17 protein-coding genes and 1 pseudogene are annotated in these 18,033 nt (G+C 68.1%); 11 read left to right on the top strand and 7 right to left on the bottom strand.

Translation table 11 applies throughout. The features are described 5' to 3' along the window. The first annotated feature begins 22 nt into the window (after positions 1 to 22). Positions 23 to 1,252, top strand: coding sequence for a DUF1524 domain-containing protein (locus C7C57_RS16000; RefSeq protein ID WP_370581418.1), 1,230 nt, complete (start codon positions 23 to 25; stop codon positions 1,250 to 1,252). Between the two features lie 94 nt (positions 1,253 to 1,346). On the opposite strand, the gene C7C57_RS14415 is transcribed toward C7C57_RS16000, so the two are convergent. Continuing rightward, the gene (locus tag C7C57_RS14415; RefSeq protein ID WP_187976940.1) at positions 1,347 to 1,838 is read right to left on the bottom strand and encodes a carboxymuconolactone decarboxylase family protein; all 492 of its coding nucleotides are present in this window, start codon (positions 1,836 to 1,838) and stop codon (positions 1,347 to 1,349) included. Between the two features lie 46 nt (positions 1,839 to 1,884). Between C7C57_RS14415 and C7C57_RS14410 the strand changes: the two genes are divergently transcribed. The 4 genes from C7C57_RS14410 (at position 1,885) to C7C57_RS14395 (ending at position 6,063) form a co-directional block, all read left to right on the top strand. Beyond that, on the top strand, positions 1,885 to 3,312 hold the full coding sequence (locus C7C57_RS14410) for a PLP-dependent aminotransferase family protein (RefSeq protein ID WP_187976939.1): 1,428 nt from the start codon (positions 1,885 to 1,887) through the stop codon (positions 3,310 to 3,312). A 91-nt stretch (positions 3,313 to 3,403) separates the two neighbouring features. Next, positions 3,404 to 4,192 carry an HNH endonuclease family protein gene (locus C7C57_RS14405; RefSeq protein WP_255505708.1) on the top strand — a complete coding sequence of 263 codons (789 nt, stop codon included), beginning with the start codon at positions 3,404 to 3,406 and terminating at the stop codon, positions 4,190 to 4,192. A gap of 60 nt (positions 4,193 to 4,252) precedes the next feature. Further along, positions 4,253 to 4,834, top strand: a complete 582-nt coding sequence (locus C7C57_RS14400) for a transcriptional regulator (RefSeq protein WP_187976938.1) — start codon at positions 4,253 to 4,255, stop codon at positions 4,832 to 4,834. Next, entirely contained in the window at positions 4,831 to 6,063 is a 1,233-nt protein-coding gene (locus tag C7C57_RS14395; RefSeq protein WP_187976937.1) for an MFS transporter, read from the top strand. The genes C7C57_RS14400 and C7C57_RS14395 overlap by 4 nt, the downstream gene beginning before the upstream one ends. On the opposite strand, the gene galE is transcribed toward C7C57_RS14395, so the two are convergent. Together galE and C7C57_RS14385 are read right to left on the bottom strand one after the other, a co-directional pair. Beyond that, entirely contained in the window at positions 6,060 to 7,019 is a 960-nt protein-coding gene (gene galE / locus C7C57_RS14390; RefSeq protein WP_187976936.1) for a UDP-glucose 4-epimerase GalE, read from the bottom strand. The two genes, C7C57_RS14395 and galE, sit on opposite strands and share 4 nt — an antisense overlap. Further along, positions 7,016 to 7,861, bottom strand: a complete 846-nt coding sequence (locus tag C7C57_RS14385) for a DeoR/GlpR family DNA-binding transcription regulator (RefSeq protein WP_187976935.1) — start codon at positions 7,859 to 7,861, stop codon at positions 7,016 to 7,018. The genes galE and C7C57_RS14385 overlap by 4 nt, the downstream gene beginning before the upstream one ends. Positions 7,862 to 7,982: 121 nt before the next feature. Between C7C57_RS14385 and galT the strand changes: the two genes are divergently transcribed. The 3 genes from galT (at position 7,983) to C7C57_RS14370 (ending at position 11,293) form a co-directional block, all read left to right on the top strand. Then, positions 7,983 to 9,122, top strand: coding sequence for a galactose-1-phosphate uridylyltransferase (gene galT / locus C7C57_RS14380; RefSeq protein WP_223144764.1), 1,140 nt, complete (start codon positions 7,983 to 7,985; stop codon positions 9,120 to 9,122). 40 nt (positions 9,123 to 9,162) lie between these two features. Beyond that, complete coding sequence (gene galK, locus C7C57_RS14375; RefSeq protein WP_187976934.1) at positions 9,163 to 10,326, top strand: galactokinase; 1,164 nt, start codon at positions 9,163 to 9,165, stop codon at positions 10,324 to 10,326. 148 nt (positions 10,327 to 10,474) lie between these two features. Next, on the top strand, positions 10,475 to 11,293 hold the full coding sequence (locus tag C7C57_RS14370) for a dienelactone hydrolase family protein (protein ID WP_187976933.1): 819 nt from the start codon (positions 10,475 to 10,477) through the stop codon (positions 11,291 to 11,293). 367 nt (positions 11,294 to 11,660) lie between these two features. Here the strand turns inward: C7C57_RS14370 and C7C57_RS15890 are convergent. After that, positions 11,661 to 12,122 (bottom strand): annotated as a pseudogene (locus tag C7C57_RS15890) (RNase H family protein); the annotation flags it as partial. A 56-nt stretch (positions 12,123 to 12,178) separates the two neighbouring features. Then, positions 12,179 to 12,742, bottom strand: coding sequence for a TetR/AcrR family transcriptional regulator (locus C7C57_RS14360; RefSeq protein WP_162178512.1), 564 nt, complete (start codon positions 12,740 to 12,742; stop codon positions 12,179 to 12,181). Positions 12,743 to 12,976: 234 nt separating this feature from the next. Between C7C57_RS14360 and nrdI the strand changes: the two genes are divergently transcribed. Then, the gene (nrdI, locus tag C7C57_RS14355) at positions 12,977 to 14,215 is read left to right on the top strand and encodes a class Ib ribonucleoside-diphosphate reductase assembly flavoprotein NrdI (protein WP_187976931.1); all 1,239 of its coding nucleotides are present in this window, start codon (positions 12,977 to 12,979) and stop codon (positions 14,213 to 14,215) included. On the opposite strand, the gene C7C57_RS14350 is transcribed toward nrdI, so the two are convergent. Together C7C57_RS14350 and C7C57_RS14345 are read right to left on the bottom strand one after the other, a co-directional pair. Next, positions 14,181 to 14,882 carry an ABC transporter ATP-binding protein gene (locus tag C7C57_RS14350; protein WP_187976930.1) on the bottom strand — a complete coding sequence of 234 codons (702 nt, stop codon included), beginning with the start codon at positions 14,880 to 14,882 and terminating at the stop codon, positions 14,181 to 14,183. The two genes, nrdI and C7C57_RS14350, sit on opposite strands and share 35 nt — an antisense overlap. A 36-nt stretch (positions 14,883 to 14,918) precedes the next feature. Next, complete coding sequence (locus C7C57_RS14345; protein ID WP_255505707.1) at positions 14,919 to 16,061, bottom strand: FtsX-like permease family protein; 1,143 nt, start codon at positions 16,059 to 16,061, stop codon at positions 14,919 to 14,921. A gap of 138 nt (positions 16,062 to 16,199) precedes the next feature. Here C7C57_RS14345 and C7C57_RS14340 point away from each other — a divergent pair, with 138 nt between their 5' ends. Together C7C57_RS14340 and C7C57_RS14335 are read left to right on the top strand one after the other, a co-directional pair. Further along, positions 16,200 to 17,381 (top strand): sensor histidine kinase, encoded by a 1,182-nt coding sequence (locus C7C57_RS14340; RefSeq protein ID WP_187976929.1) that lies wholly within the window; start codon positions 16,200 to 16,202, stop codon positions 17,379 to 17,381. Further along, a complete protein-coding gene (locus C7C57_RS14335) occupies positions 17,378 to 18,025 on the top strand; it encodes a response regulator transcription factor (protein ID WP_030149156.1) in 648 nt (215 codons plus the stop codon). Before C7C57_RS14340 ends, C7C57_RS14335 begins: the two co-directional genes overlap by 4 nt. Positions 18,026 to 18,033 lie beyond the last annotated feature (8 nt).

The raw sequence follows: 18,033 nt of genomic DNA, 5'->3' as shown, positions 1-18,033 counted from the left end.
ACCCAGAAACGAACCGTTCCTCATGATGTCTCGTTCACCGCGCCGTCCAGTCGGTATCAGCACGGCGATCGTTGCGGCCGTGATAGTCGTTTTAGCGTCGATCATGACGGTGTCTCACGGAACCCCTGGGCTACTGGCTACAATTTCTCTGGCCGGGATTTGCACTGGACTATACGTCCTGATCTCCGGGCGTGGAGGCTGGGCGCGGCTGCCAGAATCTCGTGCCATTGGTGGTGCAGTACTGGGTGGCAGCATGGTTCTGATCATGATTGCGGTCTCAATCTCAACTTCGAATACGAGTGTGCCCGAAGCGAGAGTGCCCGGAGCTGAACCTAGCGCGTCGCCGCGACCAAGTACCTGGCCATCGGCGCTTCCTGGCACGTTCAATGAGTCTTCCCTGGCGATGGAAGCACTTGATGCGCTGGAAGTTCTGCCTGAAACCAGCGCGGTTGGAATTGTCGATCAGTCACAGTTTGATGTGTATTCGGGCACCAAACAACGAGTCCCACGTGGCACCCACGACGCCTACACCGGTCTGGAATTGCCGATCAACGGAGGCGACGGAGCGGTGGTGGTTGATCACGTTGTTTCATTGGAAAACGCCTGGGCGACCGGTGCGCAGGATCTTTCACCGGAACGACGTCGGCTCTTTGCGACTGACCCGATTAACACGGTATTCGTTGCGGGACTAATCGGGCGCAACAAGGCTGGTGCCGACGCATCTAAGTGGTTGCCATACGATTCAGCGTATAGATGCTCGTATGTGGCCCGGCAGGTCTCGGTGAAGGCAGTGTATGGGCTATGGGTAACTCCCGCCGAGCGCGCGAGTATTGCCGATGTCTTAGTGGCGTGCCCTCAACAACGGACTGTTAAATCCTCTGTCACTTCGGCACAGCCACGCCCTGCGTCGCCATCCCAACGTGAAGTGGGACCATCGCCTGCGATCCCGACACCGGTCAAGCCTGCCCCGGCAAGGCCAGCGCCCACGAAATCGGCGAGCCCGCCGGTGATTGTGCCTGAACCGGAACCCATCCCTGAAGTAGAACCCGATCCAGAACCATTGCCGTTACCGGAACTTCCGATGCCCCTGGAACCGGCACCTACCTCCGAACGGCCACCTTCAAACGGTGGCGCTGTGGGATCGGGGAAATTCTGCTCGCAGTCAGGGTCTATTGGTTACTCGGTCAACGGGAAACGAATGGTTTGTACGCGCACCAGTTCGGACTCTCGCTTGCGTTGGCGGAGCGGATAGCAACCCATGCAGTGGCAACAGGAATAATCGAGTGTCCCCATTCTGACCCTGCACCCGTGCCGCCCGGCAATATCCGGGCGGCACGGTCGAATGCCTAGTGGGCGGCTCCGGCGACGTAGTGTCCCGGCACCATTCGGGTGGCCACACCGAAGCGGTTGAACGCGTTGATGGCCACGATCACGCCGATCAGGTGCACCAGCTCGGTCTCGTCAAAAACCGCCGCCGCGCGGGCATAGACGGCATCGGGCACAAACCCATCGGTGATGACAGTGACGGCCTCGGTCAGCTCGATCGCGGCAACCTCGCGGGCGGTATAGAAGTGGCGTGACTCCTCCCAGGCGGTGAGCTGGATGATTCGTTCGGCGGTGTCCCCGGCCGCCAGAGCGTCCTTGGAGTGCATGTCCAGGCAGAACGCGCAGTGGTTGATCTGCGAGGCGCGGATCTTCACCAGGTTGACCAGCGCGGGATCCAGGGTGCCCCCGGCGACCGAGTCGAGTCGGACCAGCGCCCTGAAAATCTCGGGTGCGTGGGCGCTCCAGTCGGTGCGCGGGGTGTGCTCGTTGTTCAGGGTTGTTGTGGTGTTCATACTCCGAGCGTAGGTTGCGGTTGGTCCGGGAGTAAGATCCACCTATATGGGAAAAAACCAGACCAATTCCGGCTCGCCGCTGCTGGCTCGCGCGGGGGTGGACCTCCACCTGGACCTTGCCGAAACGGGCATTCGGGCGGGCCTCGTGACGGCGCTGCGGGAGGCCATCGCCACCGGCCGGCTGAGTCCGGGCACCCGATTGCCCGCCTCGCGCGCGCTCGCCGTGGACCTGGGGATTGCCCGCAGCAGTGTGACCGAGTGCTATGCGGAGCTGATCGCCGAGGGGTGGTTGATCGCCCGTCAGGGGTCGGGGACCCGAGTCGCCGCCCGCACCGTGCCTCTCACCCCGCCCTCGTCGCCCCCGCATCCCGAACCACGACGGATGCCTGCGGCCACCCTGATTCCCGGGGCCGCCAACTTCGCAGAGTTTCCGCGTTCGGCCTGGTTGGCCGCCGGCCGTCGGGCGCTGACCGCCGCACCCCACACCGCGTTTGGGTACGGCGATCCGCTCGGACAGCCGGTCCTGCGCCGTGCCCTCGCCGACTATCTGGGCCGCGTGCGTGGGGTCCGGGCGGATCCGGCGCGGATCGTGATCACCGCGGGGTTCTATGACGGCCTGGACATCATGGCGCGCGCCCTGCGCACCCGCGGTGCTCGGAGCGTCGCCACCGAGGCGTACGGGCTGGGGCTCTACCGGAGGCGGCTCGGCGAGGCGGGACTGACGCTGCCCACCCTCGCGGTGGATGAGTCCGGCGCTCGGATCCGGGACCTGGCGGCCCTGGATACCCCCGCGGCGGTCCTGCTGACTCCCGCGCACCAGTTTCCCACCGGGGTGGTGCTCTCCCCGGAGCGTCGCGGCGCGGCACTCGCCTGGGCGCGGGACACGGATGCGGTGATCCTTGAGGACGACTACGACGGCGAGTTCCGCTATGACCGCCGCCCGGTGGGCGCGCTCCAAGGGCTAGATCCCGAACGGGTGGTGTACTTCGGAACCGCGAGTAAGTCGCTGGCCCCGGCGCTGCGGGTTTCCTGGATGGTGGTGCCCGAGCACCTCCTTGCGGCGGTGCAGGGGGCCAAGGGCGCGCTGGATAACGTGAGCGCGCTTGAGCAGCTGACCCTGGCCGAGTTCATCACCTCGGGTGCGCTGGATCGCCACGTACGGATGCGGAGGCAGAGCTATCGGCGGCGTCGCGACCAGCTCGTGGATGCGGTGCTGCGTACCTCCCCGGACCTGCGGGTCAGCGGGGTTGCCGCCGGGTTGCAGGCGGTGATCGAGCTGCCCCCGGGGACCGAGGGGCGGGTGCTGCATGCGGCGCGGGAGCGCGGGGTCATGGTGAGCGCGCTCTCGGAGTTTCGGCAGGTCGAGGCCGCGGCGGACACCCGGGTGCGCGAGGGACTGGTGGTGAACTTCTCGGCGGTGTCCGATGCCGTGTGGGAGTCGGCGCTGACCGAGCTCTGCCAAATCCTGCCCTAGCGGGGTGTGACCCGGCCACGGTCGGTGGCTCATGGTCTGATGGTTTCGGGCGATCATCCGCGCCATCCACCCCACCACCAGAGGATTTGTTGTGTCTGCCCGTCGTCGTCGCCCCAGCCCCAAAACCGCCGCACTGCTGTCCATTCCGGCACTGATCGCGGCCCTGATTGTCGGGGCGCTCTCGCTCGGGGAGACCGATGCCCAGCCGTATCCCACCCCCGGGGCGGCCGCATCCGGTGTCCCCGGTACCTCCGGTACCTCCGGCACCGATGCGTTCCCGGCCGGGTTTGAATCGGCGGGCAATGCGCGGGATCTGCTCGCCACCATCCCGGTGCGCGGACGCGCGCCGGGCACCGGATACGATCGGGTCGCCCGCTTCGGGACCGCCTGGTTCGACGTGGAGAAAAACGGGTGTGACACCCGCAACGATATCCTCGCCCGGGATCTCACCGAGGTGACCACCCGCGGCGGCTGCCGGGTGCTGACCGGCGTCCTGGACGACCCCTACACCGGCACCCGGATCGAGTTTGAACGCGGGGAGAAAACCTCTCAGGCGGTGCAGATCGATCACGTGGTGGCGCTGAAAAATGCGTGGCAGACCGGGGCTCAGGCCCTCACCGATGATCGCCGTCGCGAGCTGGCCAACGACCCGATCAACCTCCTCGCGGTGGACGGCCCCACCAACACCCAAAAGAGCGATGGCGACGCGGCCACCTGGCTGCCCCCGCGCCGCGCCGCCTGGTGTGGGTATGTCGCCCGGCAGGTGTCGGTGAAGGCCGCCTACGGGCTCTGGATGACCCGGGCCGAACACGACCGGATCGGCGAGATCCTCGAATCCTGCCCCGATCAGCAGGCGGCCCGCTCACCCTTCGCGCGGTAATTTGACAGAAATAATTACACAAGAACTATTGCACAACAGTTCTTGTGCAATACTGGGGGCATGACCGATCAGACACCGCACCGCACCGATGCCGCCGCCCTGCGAGTCCTCGCCCACCCCACCCGGGTTCGATTGCTCGCTCTCCTGCGCGAACACGGTCCGCAGACGGCCGCGCACCTGGCCACCCACATCGATGAGGCGCCGGGCACGCTGAGCTATCACCTGGGCAAGTTGGCCGAGGCCGGGTTTATCGAATCCGCGCCCGAGGCGGGGGTCGATCGACGCGAAAACTGGTGGCGGGCCCGGCATGAGCTCACGTCCTGGAGTGATTCCGAGGTGCTGGGTGATCCCGAACGGCGATCCGCCTCGCGCGACTTCCAGCGCCTGATCGGACAGTTCTATGCGACTCAGCATGCCGCGTATATCGACTCCCTGGAGCTTCTGGAACCCGAGTGGATCGACGCGGCCACCACCGGTGACCGCGTCCTACGGCTCACCGCGAGCGAGCTGGGGGACCTGAGCGCCGAGCTCTCGGAACTGTTTGACCGGTGGGGTGCACGATCCGCGACCCACGTCTCCGGTGACGGCTCCGAGGCCGTGATTCTTGTGGGGCAGGCCTACCGCAAACCAGCGGTCACATGAGCCCCCGCGGGCGCAGCCTCGCCTCGCTGGTCGCGCTGCTGTGTGGTCACGTGCTCTCGCGGACCGGCAACGTGGTGGCCCTGTTCGCGATCCCCTTTTCGGTGCTCGCGGGTGGTGGCGGTCCCATCCAGGTGGGCATCGCCGCTTTTGCGGCCACGGTGCCGGTGGTCATCGGAGGCCCCTTTGGTGGGGTCCTCGTTGATCGGGTGGGATATGTGCGGGCAAGCGTGGTCGCCGATCTCATCAGCGGTGCCACGATAGCGCTGATCCCGATCCTCGCCGCCACGGTGGGGCTGCCCTTCCCGCTGCTGCTCGTCCTGGTTTTCCTCGGCGGACTCCTCGATACCCCGGGCGAAACCGCTCGCCGGGTCATGCTTCCACAGATTTCGGAGGGTGCGGGGATTCGGCTGGAGCGCTCGGTGGGATTCCTCGATGCCAGCACCCGGCTCTCCACCTTGCTCGGCGCGCCGCTCGCCGGGGTGCTGGTGGCGGGGCTGGGCGCGTATCCGGCCCTGAGCGTGACGGCGGTCGCGTTCGGTCTCTCGGCGCTCATCACCGCGATACTGGTGCGGATGCCGCGCATCGAGGCCCCCGTGCAATACCCGGAGAGCCCCGCCGGGTACTGGCAGGATTTGCGGGTGGGCCTGCGCTTTGCGATTGGGGATCCGCTTTTGCGCCTGGTGGTGGCCATGGTACTCATCACCAACATGCTTGACGCGGCCCGGATGAATACCCTGCTCCCGCTCTATGCAAACGAGTACCTGGGTGGGGCCGCGGGGTTGGGCCTGGTGGCCGGTACCTTCGGCGGGGGCGCGCTGATCGGGTCGGTGGGGTTTGGGTTTATCGCCCACCGGATGCCGCGTCGGATCACCCTGGCGATCTGTTTCACCCTCGCCGGGGGACCATCGCTGATCGTCCCTGCACTGGGGCTAGGGCTGGGGTGGATGATCGCCGCCGCCGCGCTGTCGGGTCTGGCCGCCGGCGCCGTGAACCCGATTCTTGGTGCCGTTCAGCTGGAACGAATCCCGGTGAATCTGCGCGGGCGGGTGTTTGGACTGATCACCGCGGGAGCCTGGGCGGGAATTCCGATCGGCGGGCTGCTCGGAGGGATTTCGGTGAGTCTGATGGGTCTCACCGTGACCTTTGCGGTGATCGCCGTGCTCTACACGGTGACCACGCTGTGGCCGCTGCTCGGCGGAAACTGGCGGCTGATGGAACGCGCCCGTTAGGTGCGCGAGCCCGCGTTCCAGGCGCTCTGCACCATGTCCGCCAGGGTGTGGCGCATCTCCCATTCGAGGTCGCGGGCGGCTGCCGATCCGTCGGCCACGATCCGGTCGGGATCACCCGGGCGTCGCGGGGCAATGTCCGGGTCGAAGGCGATCCCGGTGACCCGCGCCATTTCGTCCATGATCTGCCGAACCGAGAGCCCGTCTCCGCTGCCCAGGTTGTAGACGGCGGCCAGGGGCGTTCCCGCGTCGAGGGCGCGTGCGGCGGCCACATGGGAGTGGGCCAGATCGGCCACGTGCACGTAGTCGCGCACGCAGGTGCCGTCGGGGGTGTTGTAGTCGGTGCCGTTAATGCGCGGGGTTTTTCCCGCCCGCAGCGCATCGATCACCAGCGGGAACAGGTTGTGCGGGCTGGCGTCCCAGAGCCCCGGTTCCCCGGATCCCACCACGTTGAAGTAGCGCAGACTCACGTGGCGCAGGCCCGTGGCCACACCCTGATCGCGCAGCAGCCACTCGCCGATCAGCTTGGATTCCCCGTAGGGAGACTCGGGGTTGGTCGCGGTCGACTCGGTGACCAGGTCGGTGTGCGGGGTGCCGTAGACCGCCGCGCTCGAGGAGAAGACGATCCGGCTGATGCCCAGCTCGGCCATTACCTCCAGCACGGTTGCGGTGCCGGTCACGTTCTGCGCAAAGGTGTGCAGCGGACGCTCGACCGAGACCCCGGCGAACTTATATCCGGCCACATGGATGACCCCGGTGACCCGGTGGGTGACCATGGCCGCCCGCAGGGCGTCTCGATCCAGAATATCGCCGCGCTCGAAGGCGACCCCGGCGGGGATGAACTCGGGCAGGCCGGTCACCAGGTTGTCGTAGACGACGGGGGTGAGGCCCGCAGCGCTCAGGGCACGCGCCACGTGGGCGCCAATATATCCGGCACCGCCGGTTACCAGCCAGGTCATCGGTTCTCCTTGGGGTTGGGGGTGGTGGTCTGCGGGGTCTCCGGCGTCCGGGCGGGATCCGTGGGGTCGCCCGCCCGGATCACGCTGTCGATGGACTCGGCCAGCCGGTCCCGGGCGGCGTCTTCGAGCCCGGCATCGCTGAGGAACACGTCCGCGGCGTCCAGCTCGGCGATCTGGCAGAGCCCGGTGACGCCCCACTTATGGTGATCGGCCACCACCACGACGCTTGCAGCCGACTCGATAAACGCCCGGTTGGTCTCGGCCTCCAGCAGGTTGGGGGTGGTCAGCCCACCCTCGGGGCTGACCCCGTGTACGCCGAGGAAGCACACGTCCACGCGCAGCGCGCGCAGGGTCTGCACGGCAAAGGGCCCCACCAGCGCATCGGAGGGGGTGCGGATGCCACCGGTCAAAATGACCGTTTGTCCGGTTCCTCCCTCATCAAAGACCGCGGCGATGCGCGGCGAGTTGGTGATCACGGTGAGGTCGGGAATGAGCGCCAGGCGGCGGGCCAGCGTATGCGTGGTGGTGCCGGCATTGAGTGCGATCGACATCCCCGGGCGCACCCGCTCGGCGGCCACCTGGGCGATCTGCTCCTTCTCCTCGGCGGCCACCCGGAGGTTGTGGGCAAAGCCCGGTTCGCTGCTGGTGGTGCCGCCGGGCAGGGTGGCGCCGCCGTGGGTTTTGGCCAGGTCGCCGCGGTCGGCGAGGATGCCCAGGTCGCGGCGCACGGTCATCTCCGAGACCGCCAATTCGGTGGCGAGTGTGGTCACGCGCACCTGTCCGTCCCGGCGCAGGCGCTCGAGGATCAGGGTGTGCCGCTGGGGCGGGAGCATCTCGGTCATGGGCCTCATCAGACGTCGGAATATGTGCGATTGTGTTCATTATGCCGGAAAATGCACCTTGAACCAAGCCTGAATGTAAGTATATGATCGCTTTTGTTCGATTCTGAAAGGTAGCCCCCGCATGACCACCGTGTCCCTGCTTCGCACCACGCTCGCCGATGAGCGCGAACTCATCTACTTCGCCGACGCCGGGCACACGATCCCCGAGCCGCCCGCCGATACCCGAGACCTGCCGCCGCGCCCCGGCGCGCACACCGCCGATACCGAGGCGCTCGGCTCGACCATGCGCTTTGATCCGCTGCGCGGGGACTGGGTCGCGTTTGCCGCCCACCGTCAGACCCGGATCTATCTCCCGCCCGCCAACCAGTGCCCGATCTGCCCCACCGCCTCGGGCAACGCGACCGAGATTCCCGCCGCCGACTACGACGTGGCGGTGTTTGAAAACCGCTTCCCGTCGTTTGGCCCCGAGCCCGCCGCGGTGGATCTGACTCCGGGCCTCGGCGCGGTGCGCCCGGCCGTCGGACGCTGTGAGGTGATCGTGTTCGGGTCCGATCACGAGGCCTCTTTGAGTGATATGTCCCCCGAGCGGATGCGCACCATCGTCTCCGCCTGGGCCCAGCGCACCGCCGATCTGCGGGCGATGGAGGGGGTCGAGCAGGTCTTCGCGTTTGAAAACCGCGGGGCCGAAATCGGCGTGACCCTGCACCATCCGCACGGGCAGATCTACGCGTATCCGTTTGTGACCCCGACCACGCGGATCCTGCTCACCCAGGCCGCCGAGCACCGCGCACGCACCGGCGGCAACCTGTTTGCGGACATCCTGGACTTCGAGCTGTCGAGCGGGGAACGGGTGCTCGAACGCGGGCGGTACTTCACCGCGTTTGTGCCGTTCTCGGCGCGGATGCCGATCGAGGTCCACCTGTACCCCAACCGCCACGTGGGCACCCTCGATGAGCTCACCGCCGAGGAGCGCGAGGAGCTCGCGGACATGTACCTGCGCCTGGTGCGGGGGATCGACGCCCTCTATGGCGACCGCACCCCGTATATTTCGGCCTGGTTCCAGGCGCCCGCCACCCATCCGGACCGCGCCGAGGCGCGACTCCACCTGCAGATCACCTCGCCGCGTCGCGCCGCCGATAAGCTCAAGTATCTGGCCGGATCGGAGGCGGCGATGGGGGCTTTTATCGGCGATGTGATCCCCGAGGAGACCGCCGCCCGCCTGCGTGCCACCGCCCCGTACGTCGAAGGAGCCCGCGCATGAGTGCAGTTCCCACCGCCCCGTATGTCGAAGGAGCCCGCGCATGAGTGCAGTTCCCACCTCCCTGGCCGCCGAGTTCCGTGGCCGATTTGGCGCGGATGCCGACGGCATCTGGAGCGCCCCGGGCCGGGTCAACCTGATCGGGGAGCACACCGATTACAACGCCGGATTCGCCCTGCCCTTCGCCATTCCCGCCCGCGCCTTCGTGGCAGTGCGGGCGACCGAGAGCGGCGAAGCCGTGCTGGCCAGCACCTTTGCGGGGGCGGGTTCGGTGCGGGTGCGACTGGACGAACTGGGCCCCGAGGACCCTGGATTTTCGGGCGACGGGGGCTGGGCGCGCTACCTCGCCGGCGTGGTGTGGGCCTTCGCTCGGCGGGGAATCACGCTGCCGGGCATCGAGGTGCTGCTGCACTCGGATGTCCCGGTGGGTGCCGGGCTCTCCTCCTCCGCCGCGGTGGAGTGTGCGGTTGCGGTTGCCGTCAATGACCTGGCCGGGGCCGGGCTGGACCGCTCGGAGCTGGTGCAGATCTGCCACGAGGCCGAGAACGACTTTGTGGGGGCACCCACCGGGATCCTCGATCAGTCGGCCTCGCTCCTTGCTTCGGCGGGCTCGGGGCTGTTCCTCGACTGCCTCGATCGCAGTACCCGCCAGGTTCCGCTGGATCTGGAAGCCCGGAGCCTGGTCCTGCTGGTCATCGATACCCGGGTGACCCACGCGCATGAGAGCGGGGGATACCGCGACCGGGTGGCGTCCTGCCGACTCGGCGAGCGGGTGCTCGGGGTCGGCTCGCTGCGCGAGGTCACGGCCCGAGACTTCGCCGAGCGTGCGCACCTGCTCGATCCCGAAACCCTGCGCCGGGTCCGCCACATTGTGACCGAAAACGCTCGGGTCCAGGATGTGGTGTCGCTGCTGGACGCCGGCCGGCTCGAAGACATCGGTCCGCTGCTGACCGCGAGCCACGTCTCGATGCGGGATGACTACGAGATCTCCAGCCCCGAACTGGATGTGGCGGTGGACACCGCGCTGGACGCCGGGGCGCTGGGTGCAAGAATGACCGGCGGCGGATTCGGCGGCTCGGCCATCGCGCTGGTACCCGCGGCGTTGGCCGAGTCGGTGAGCGCCCGGATCACCGCGGCCTTCGAGGACGCGGGCTGGGTGCCGCCCCACATCTACTCGGTGGTGCCCGCGGCCGGTGCCGGCCGCTAAGACTAGCCGAGCGCTTTTGGCACCGACAGCGTGAGCCGGCCGGTGACGTTTGGTCCTCAGCGGTGGCGTTCGCTGCCGGCCGTGTGCGCCGGCCGAGAGTACGTGAAAACGGGGGCGTGTTCGCGGTGTATCTGGGTACACTGACCTCATGAGCGAGCATGCCCCCGTCGCCGGGCTTACCGGCTGGAACCGCGCCCCCTTCGAGGCCGCCGACATCACCCACGAGGTCTTCGAGCGCGGATCGGGTCCGGGAATCGTCCTGCTGCCCGAGATCCCGGGTATGACCCCCGAGGTGATGGGGTTTGCCGATCACCTGGTGGATCACGGATTCACCGTGGTCATCCCCTCGCTGTTTGGCGATCCGGGCCGTCCGGCTTCCCCCGGTTATCTGGCGCAGTCGGTGGCCAAGGTGTGCGTCTCCACCGAGTTTCGGGCGTTTGCCACCGGCGCGCACAGGCCCGTGGCGGACTTTGTGCGGGCGCTCGCCGCTGACCTGGCCGCGCGTACCCCGGGCCCGGGTGTCGGGGTGATCGGGATGTGCTTCACCGGCGGCTTTGCGCTCGCCGCCGCGGCCTCGGAGAGTGTGCTGGCATCCGTGGTGAGTCAGCCCGCCGCCCCGTTCCCGCTGGGTCGCGCCCGAAAGCTTGACCCGGTGATGTCTCCGGAGGAGTTGGATCGGGTGGCCGCCCGGGCCGCGGCCGGGTCGGTGTGCGCCCTGGGTCTGCGGTTCAGCGAGGATCAGACGGTCCCGCGCGAGCGCTTCGCCACCATTGCGGCAGCCCTGGGCGACGCCTTCGAGGTCATCGAACTCGACTCCTCGCCCGGCAACCCCGGCGGTTTCTCCCGCGGTGCCCACTCGGTGCTGACCGGCGAGGTTCGCGAGCAGCCCGGCCATCCCGCCGCCGAGGCTCGGGCACGCACGGTGGAATTCCTGCGCGAGCGCCTGGGGGTTCCGACGGGCGCCTAGCGCCGATCCGGCTTTTGGCACACCTGCCCCGGACCCGTGGCAACCACGCTCCGGCCCGGTCTGCCGCGCGGGCGACCTTGGCGGGTGCCGAGAACAGCGGACGAATCAGAGCCTAGAGCAGCGAACGAATCAGAGCCTCGGGGCTCAGGTGCTCGGTCCGGGCGCGTGCCAGCAGGCGGGCATGGGTGTCGGCATCCAGGTTCAGGGTGAGTGAAACCGTGGTCGGTTCCTCGTCCCAGTCGAACAGTCCCGGCTGCGCGCTCTCCTCTGTGAAAGAGGGTACCCGGGGAGCCTCGGCTGCGCCCGGGGCGATCGTGCCCTGCGCGGCCGAGGGCGACCCAGCGCTCGCGCTTCCGGCGCTTCCCGCCCCGGTCCAGCCCGGACCACTGGGGATCGCCGTGCGGTTCTGATACGCGGTTGACACCGCGCGGGCGCGCTCATCGGCGGCCTCGTTCAGCGGGTGATTGGCGTGGCCCTTGACCCATTCAAAACGGTAGCGTCGGCCCTGTAGGGCCTCGTCGATCTGCCGCAGAATCTCTACGTTCAGCACCGGCTTACCGTCGGCCTTGCGCCAGCCCTTACGCTTCCAGCCCGGCATCCACTTGGTCACCGAATTGATGACGTACTGGCTGTCGCAGAGAATCAGCAGGTCCTCATCCAGGTGCGCGGTCGCCCGGAAGAGTTCCAGCACCGCCTGAAGCTCGCCCTGGTTGTTGGTCGCGTGCGGCCATCCGCCGGCCGCCCAGCAGTTCTCGTTCACAAACCAGGCCCATCCGGCTGGCCCGGGGTTGCCAAGTGCGGATCCGTCGGCGGCGGCGGTGATCGTCATTCGAAGTGCTCCCTGCTGATGGATGTTGGCATCCGTCGGCTTCCAGTTTCGCAGGTTTAGTGTGCGCGGTCGGCGAGCCGGGCCAGGTAGTGGGTAATCAGCGCGGCCATGTCCACCCGTTCGGGATCCAGCAGCCACTGCACCTGCAGGCCGTCGATCATCGCGATCATCAGGGTCACCTCGGCATCTACCTGCTCGGGGGTCATGCCGCGTCCGATGAAGGCCTGTTTGGATCGCTCGTGCAGGGTGCGGTAGCGATTCACCACCCAGGCGCGTGCCGGATGATCGGGGTCGGTCGCCTCGGCGGCGAGCTGGGTGTGTAGCTGGACGAGTCCGGGCACGCTGGCGTTGTGCAGGATCAGGTCGATCAGCATCTGGTCCGCGGTGTCCGCGGTGACCGCGGCGAACCGCATGCGTTCGAGATCCATCGCATCGCGACGTTCCAGCACCGCCGCGAGCAGATCGGCCTTATTGCCGAAGTGGTAGAGCAGGGCCGGATGGGTCAGGTTACACTCGGCGGCGATATCGCGCAGGGAGGTCCCGTAGTATCCGGTTCGCGCGAAGACGCGCAGCGCGGTGTCCAGGATGCGGTCCCGGGTGCTCGGGGCTGTGGTCGTCATGTTCGCAAGCATAATCGTCCTCCCCCGGGGATCCCGGCCTCATTTCTGGGGTGTTTACCAATGGTCAAAAAGCTGGAGATTCGCCGTGTGCGGCATACCAAAACCGTCAATCCCCGTGTGTGGCGGGCCGCGGGTTGTCAGACTGGAGACGGTGGTGTGCCGCAACGCCCCGAATGCTCGGGCCCGCACCCCACCCAACCAGGGGCAACAAAATAACGCGAGGGTGGTGAACCGATGGTCCAACTGGTGTATTTCTCCGGAGACTCCGGGAACACCCACCGCTTTGTGCAGTCCCTGGGGATCGAGGCGATGCGGATCGGCGACGCCGAGCACCGCACACCCATCTGCCTGACCGAGCCGTTTGTACTGTTGACGCCCACCTACGGTGGCGGTGCCGACTACGCGGCCATCCCCCGGCCCGTGCGCCAGTTCCTGGCCCGCGCCGACAACCGCGCCCGGCTGCGCGGGGTGATCGGTGCCGGGCACCGTAATTTTGGTTTCGCCTTCTGCCTGGCCAGCCGCCTGCTCGCCGACCAGTACAGCGTGCCCGAGCTTTACCGGTTGGACGGTATCGGCACCGACCAGGACCGCGAGCGAATCCTCACCGCACTGACCCGGGTTCTGGGGATGGCTCCAGCTTCGGCCCCCACCACTTCCCCCGCACTCGCCCCCACCGAACTGCTCTCGCCCGCCCGGGTCTCGGTGCCCGCGCCGCAGGTGGCGCCGCCCCCTCCGCTGCGCCGCTCGCGCATTCGGACGGGAGCACAGCCCATCGTGGGGGAGACCGCCCCGGCTGCAACGGCTCCGACCATGCCCGTTGTGGAGACCACCGCGGCGGCTCCTGCCTCGGCCCCGCCCCGCTCAACGTCTGCCTCGGCCGCACCTCCGTCTCGCGGCACCGATGCGGGCGCGCCCGCATCGACCGCCGCACCCGCCACTCGCTCGGGTCGCCGCGCGGCCCGCCTTGCCACCGCAACGGACAGTGGAGCGTCCCAGCCCGTGAACGCGAACGTGCCCGTGGACCCGCCCGCCGCTCGCACCCCCTCGGTCCCATCCGTCACCATCGAGGGGAACCGAAGCGAGCCCGCGGCATCCCGGGGGCACCTGTCTCCGCCTCCGGTCATCGCCGGTACGATCGTCAACCCGGTTCCCACCCTCACCACGGTGGCCGAGCCGATGCGGACCCGGAGTCGTCCCGCGGCCGTGCCGGTGGCTTCGGCTGCCCCGCTCACCCAGGTCGCTCAGCAGCCTCAGGCTGCCCCGCTCGCGTCGGCCGCCCCGCTCGTCCCGACCATCCCGGTTCGGGAACCGCTCGTCCCGACCATCCCGGTTCGGGAGCCGGTCGCCCGGGTCGCCGACCCGTCACCGATGGTGCCCCGCCGCGCTCGCCGCCTGGCGGTGGCCGAGGACTCGGGAATTCCGAGCCCCGGCCCCGCGCCTACGCGGCGGTCGCTGCGGCAGGATCGAGGGTAGTGAGCACCCCGTCGGACATGACCAGCACCTGATCCATCCGATCCAGGTGTGAGTGATCGTGAGTGACCAGCAGGGTCGAGGTTCCACGATCCCGGGTGAGTTCCAGGATCAGCGTGATGATCTCCATCCCGCGAGCATGATCCAGCGCGCTGGTCGGCTCGTCCACGATCAGCACCCCGGGTTCATTCATCAGCGCGCGGGCGATGTTGACCCGCTGTCGCTGCCCACCGGAGAGCTGGTGCGGTCGCTTGTCCTCGTGCCCGGCCAGCCCGACCCGAGCCAGCAGGTCACGCGCACGTTCGCGAGTTGCGGCTCGGGCGGCACGGCTGTGACCGTCGAGCTCGTTCATCACCGCGAGCTGGTCCAGCGCGCTGAGCGCGGGCAGCAGGTTGGCCTGCTGGAAAACGATGCCGATGTGTTCGCGGCGCACCGCGGTGGCCTCGGCTCGGCTGAGTCCCACCAGGTCGACGCCGGCCACGCGCACCTCCCCCGAGTCGGGGGTGATCAGCGCCGAGGCCACCGCGAGCAGGCTGGATTTGCCCGATCCCGAGGCACCGGTCACCGCGGTGATGGTGCCCGGCGGGACCGAGAGTGAGGCGTGATCCACCGCGGTGACCAGGTGGTCGCCGTCGGGAAATGTCAGCGTAACGTTGCGCAGTTCAATCATGAGGGGTCCTTAGTCGGGAGTGGAGAGGAGGGGCGGTTACCGAGCGGCACCGAGCGCGGCCAGCGGATCGCTGCGCAGCACCGGACGGAGGGCAAATGCTCCGCCGATCAGGCCCAGCAGGATCAGGCCCAGCGCGGGCAACCCGATGGTCAGCGGACTGAGGACAAACGGGACCGCGCCGCCCGCGAGGCTGCCCAGGCCCACGGTTACCAGCATCCCGACCCCCACCCCGGCGACGAGCACCACGAGGGCCTGCCCGAGCGTGTCTCGCACGAGCCGTCCGGTGCGGGCACCGAGGGCCTTGAGGACCGCGATATCCGGTCCGCGCTGGATCGTCCAGACCGTGAAGAACGCGCCGATTACCAGGGCGGAGATCCCGAACAGCATCGCCACGATCAGCAGCAGCGAGCCAATCTCCGAGCGGAATGATTCGATCGAAAGGAGCGCGGGGATCGGTGCCCGCGAGACGGTGTGGGTCGCCGAATCGATCGAATCGGGCTGGGCCGAGGAGTCCAGCGAGACCGCGATCACGCTCGCCCAGGCGGGCTGACCGCCGGCGCTCATGATGGACTGCCAGTTGGGCAGGGTGACCCAGGCCACCGAGGAGTGCGCGTACCAGGTGTCGGGGATCAGCGTGGACACGCGAAGGTCCTCCCCGAAGGCGCTCACCGTATCGCCCACGTGCACACCGAGTGTTTGCGCGGTTCCCTCACCCAGGACCACGGTGCCCGGCTGGGGCATCGGGGTTCCGGCGGGCAGGAAGTGTGAGCCCGCGGCGGAGGGATCGATCCCGAACAGCGCCGCCGGGGCGCGCTTTTCTCCGGCGCTCAGCCGGGTCTGGCTGATGCCCAGCGGGGCGACGTTGGTCACCCCGGCGGCATCGGTCCAGGCGTTGGCCTCGGCGGCGGTGATCGAGGAGTCGCCGAAGCTGGGATCCTTCTCACCGTGGGTGGGGGCCGAGAAGACGATGCGGTCGGCCCCGAGGCCGAGCACGGCCGAGACGTTTTGGCCGGCGAGTCCGGCGGTCAGCCCGGTCAGGAACCCCACCAGGATGGTGATCAGGGCAACAACCGAGGCGATCAGCACAAAGCGACCGCGAGCAAAGCGAATTTCACGCCAGGCAACAAACATGAGAACCTTCCGGGGAACCGGCACCGTGTGGGCCACACGGGCGTCCATAATGGGGACACTTCGAGTCTGGTTTCCGGCGGCTCATCCGTCATCGGCTAGGTGGTCGGGGTGGAGCGCAAAGTGATGATTCTCCGCTCCACCTTTTGAGGGATACCCGCCGGTGCCCCCGCGGATTAGGCTGAGGGTATGATCCGTTCCGCCGACGGACCGGTGTCCGCGGGACTGCGCACCGGTCTGCACCTGCTCTTTGTGTCGCTGGCCCTGTTTGTGATGATCCGCGCCGGATTCCGCTCGGGTCCCGAACCCGTGATCGCCGCGATCCTCGCCGCCGTCTTCCTGGTCTGGTACCTGCTGGGTGCCTGGTGGGGGAGGGACGATCAGCCGCGCGGCCGGATCGGGCTGTGGCTTGGCGGGCTGACCCTGCTGTGGATCGGGATGATCCTGGTCAGCCAGGACGCCGCCTACCTGTCCTTCCCGCTGTTTTTCCTCTATCTGGCGCTGCTGGATCGCACCCCCGCGCTGCTGAGCGTGGCGGTGGTGAGCGCGGTGTCGATCATAGCGATCGGCCTGCACGGCGGCTTCTCGGTGCCGGGGATTCTCGGCCCGCTGATCGGTGCGGTGATCGCGGTGGCGATCGGGTTGGGGTATCGCGAGCTTCAGCGGGTGGCCCTGCGCCGCGAGGAGCTGATCGCCGAGCTGATTTCCACCCGGGTCCGCCTGGCCGAAACCGAACGCGAGGCGGGCAAGCTCGCCGAGCGGGAGCGTCTGGCCCGCGACATCCACGACACCGTGGCCCAGGGACTCTCCAGCATCCAGCTGCTGCTGCATGCGGCCGAGCGGGCGAGCGAGCAGGCCCCCGAGACCGCGATCGAACACGTCCGGCGGGCGCGGGATGCGGCGGCCCTGGCGCTCGCCGAAACCCGCGGGCTGATCGATGAGCTGGCCCCGCCGGCGATCACCGGTGCCAGCCTGGCCGAGGCGCTGTCCCGCCTCGCCGAGAGTGCCTCCCAGCAGGCGGGTATCCCGGTGGAATTCCACACCGACGGGACCCCCGAGCCGCTGAGCACCGTGGTAAAAACGGGCCTGCTGCGGATCGGCCAGAGTGCGCTGGCCAACGTGGTGCAGCATGCCGATGCCACTCGTGCGGATCTCAGCCTGAGCTATCTGGATGGGGAAACCATCCTCGACATCGTGGACGACGGCCGCGGATTTGACCCGGATTCGCTGGTGGAGCGCACCGCGGGGGGCTCGTTTGGGCTGATCGCGATGCGGTCCCGGATCGCCGAGCTGGGAGGATCGCTGGTGATCGAGAGTGCTCCGGGCGAGGGCACCACGGTGACCGTAAGATTTACCCGGGAGGCAGCATGAACTATGCAGTGGGCACACCGATCCGGGTCGTGATGGCCGATGACCATCCCATCGTGCGCGCGGGCCTGGCCGCGGTCCTGGGGACCGCGGCGGACATCGAGGTGGTCGCCGAGGCGGCCTCGGTGCCCGAGGTGCTGGCCGTGGTCAACCGGTTTGAACCGGACCTCGTGCTACTGGACCTGAGCTTTGGGACCGGACCCACCGGGATCGATGCAACCCGCGAGCTAATGCGCCGGGAGAATCCGCCGCGCGTGCTGATCCTCACCAACTACGACTCCGATGCCGACATCCTCGGAGCCATCGAGGCGGGCGCCGCCGGTTATCTGCTGAAGGATGCCCCGCCCGAGGACCTACTGAGCGCGATCCGCAAGGCGGTCCTCGGCCAGACGGTCCTGGGCCCCGCGGTGGCCGGACGCCTGGTGGCGCGCGTCAGCGAACCACAGCAGGCGCTCAGCGCCCGCGAAATCGAGGTTCTGACCCTCGCCTCCGAGGGGCTGGTGAATCGCGAGATCGGCAAGAAACTGCACATCAGCGAGACGACCGTCAAGTCTCACCTGGCGCATATCTTCGGCAAGCTCGGCGTGAACAACCGCCAGCAGGCGGTCCTCGCCGCCCAGCGCGGAGGCTTCATCCGTCGCGCCTAGCCGCGGAT

This window comes from Mycetocola sp. JXN-3 (genome assembly GCF_014522285.1).
GTDB lineage: Bacteria > Actinomycetota > Actinomycetes > Actinomycetales > Microbacteriaceae > Mycetocola > Mycetocola saprophilus.
The sequence above is the reverse complement of the archived record's forward strand: the minus strand, read 5'-3'. Positions and strand labels throughout refer to the sequence as shown.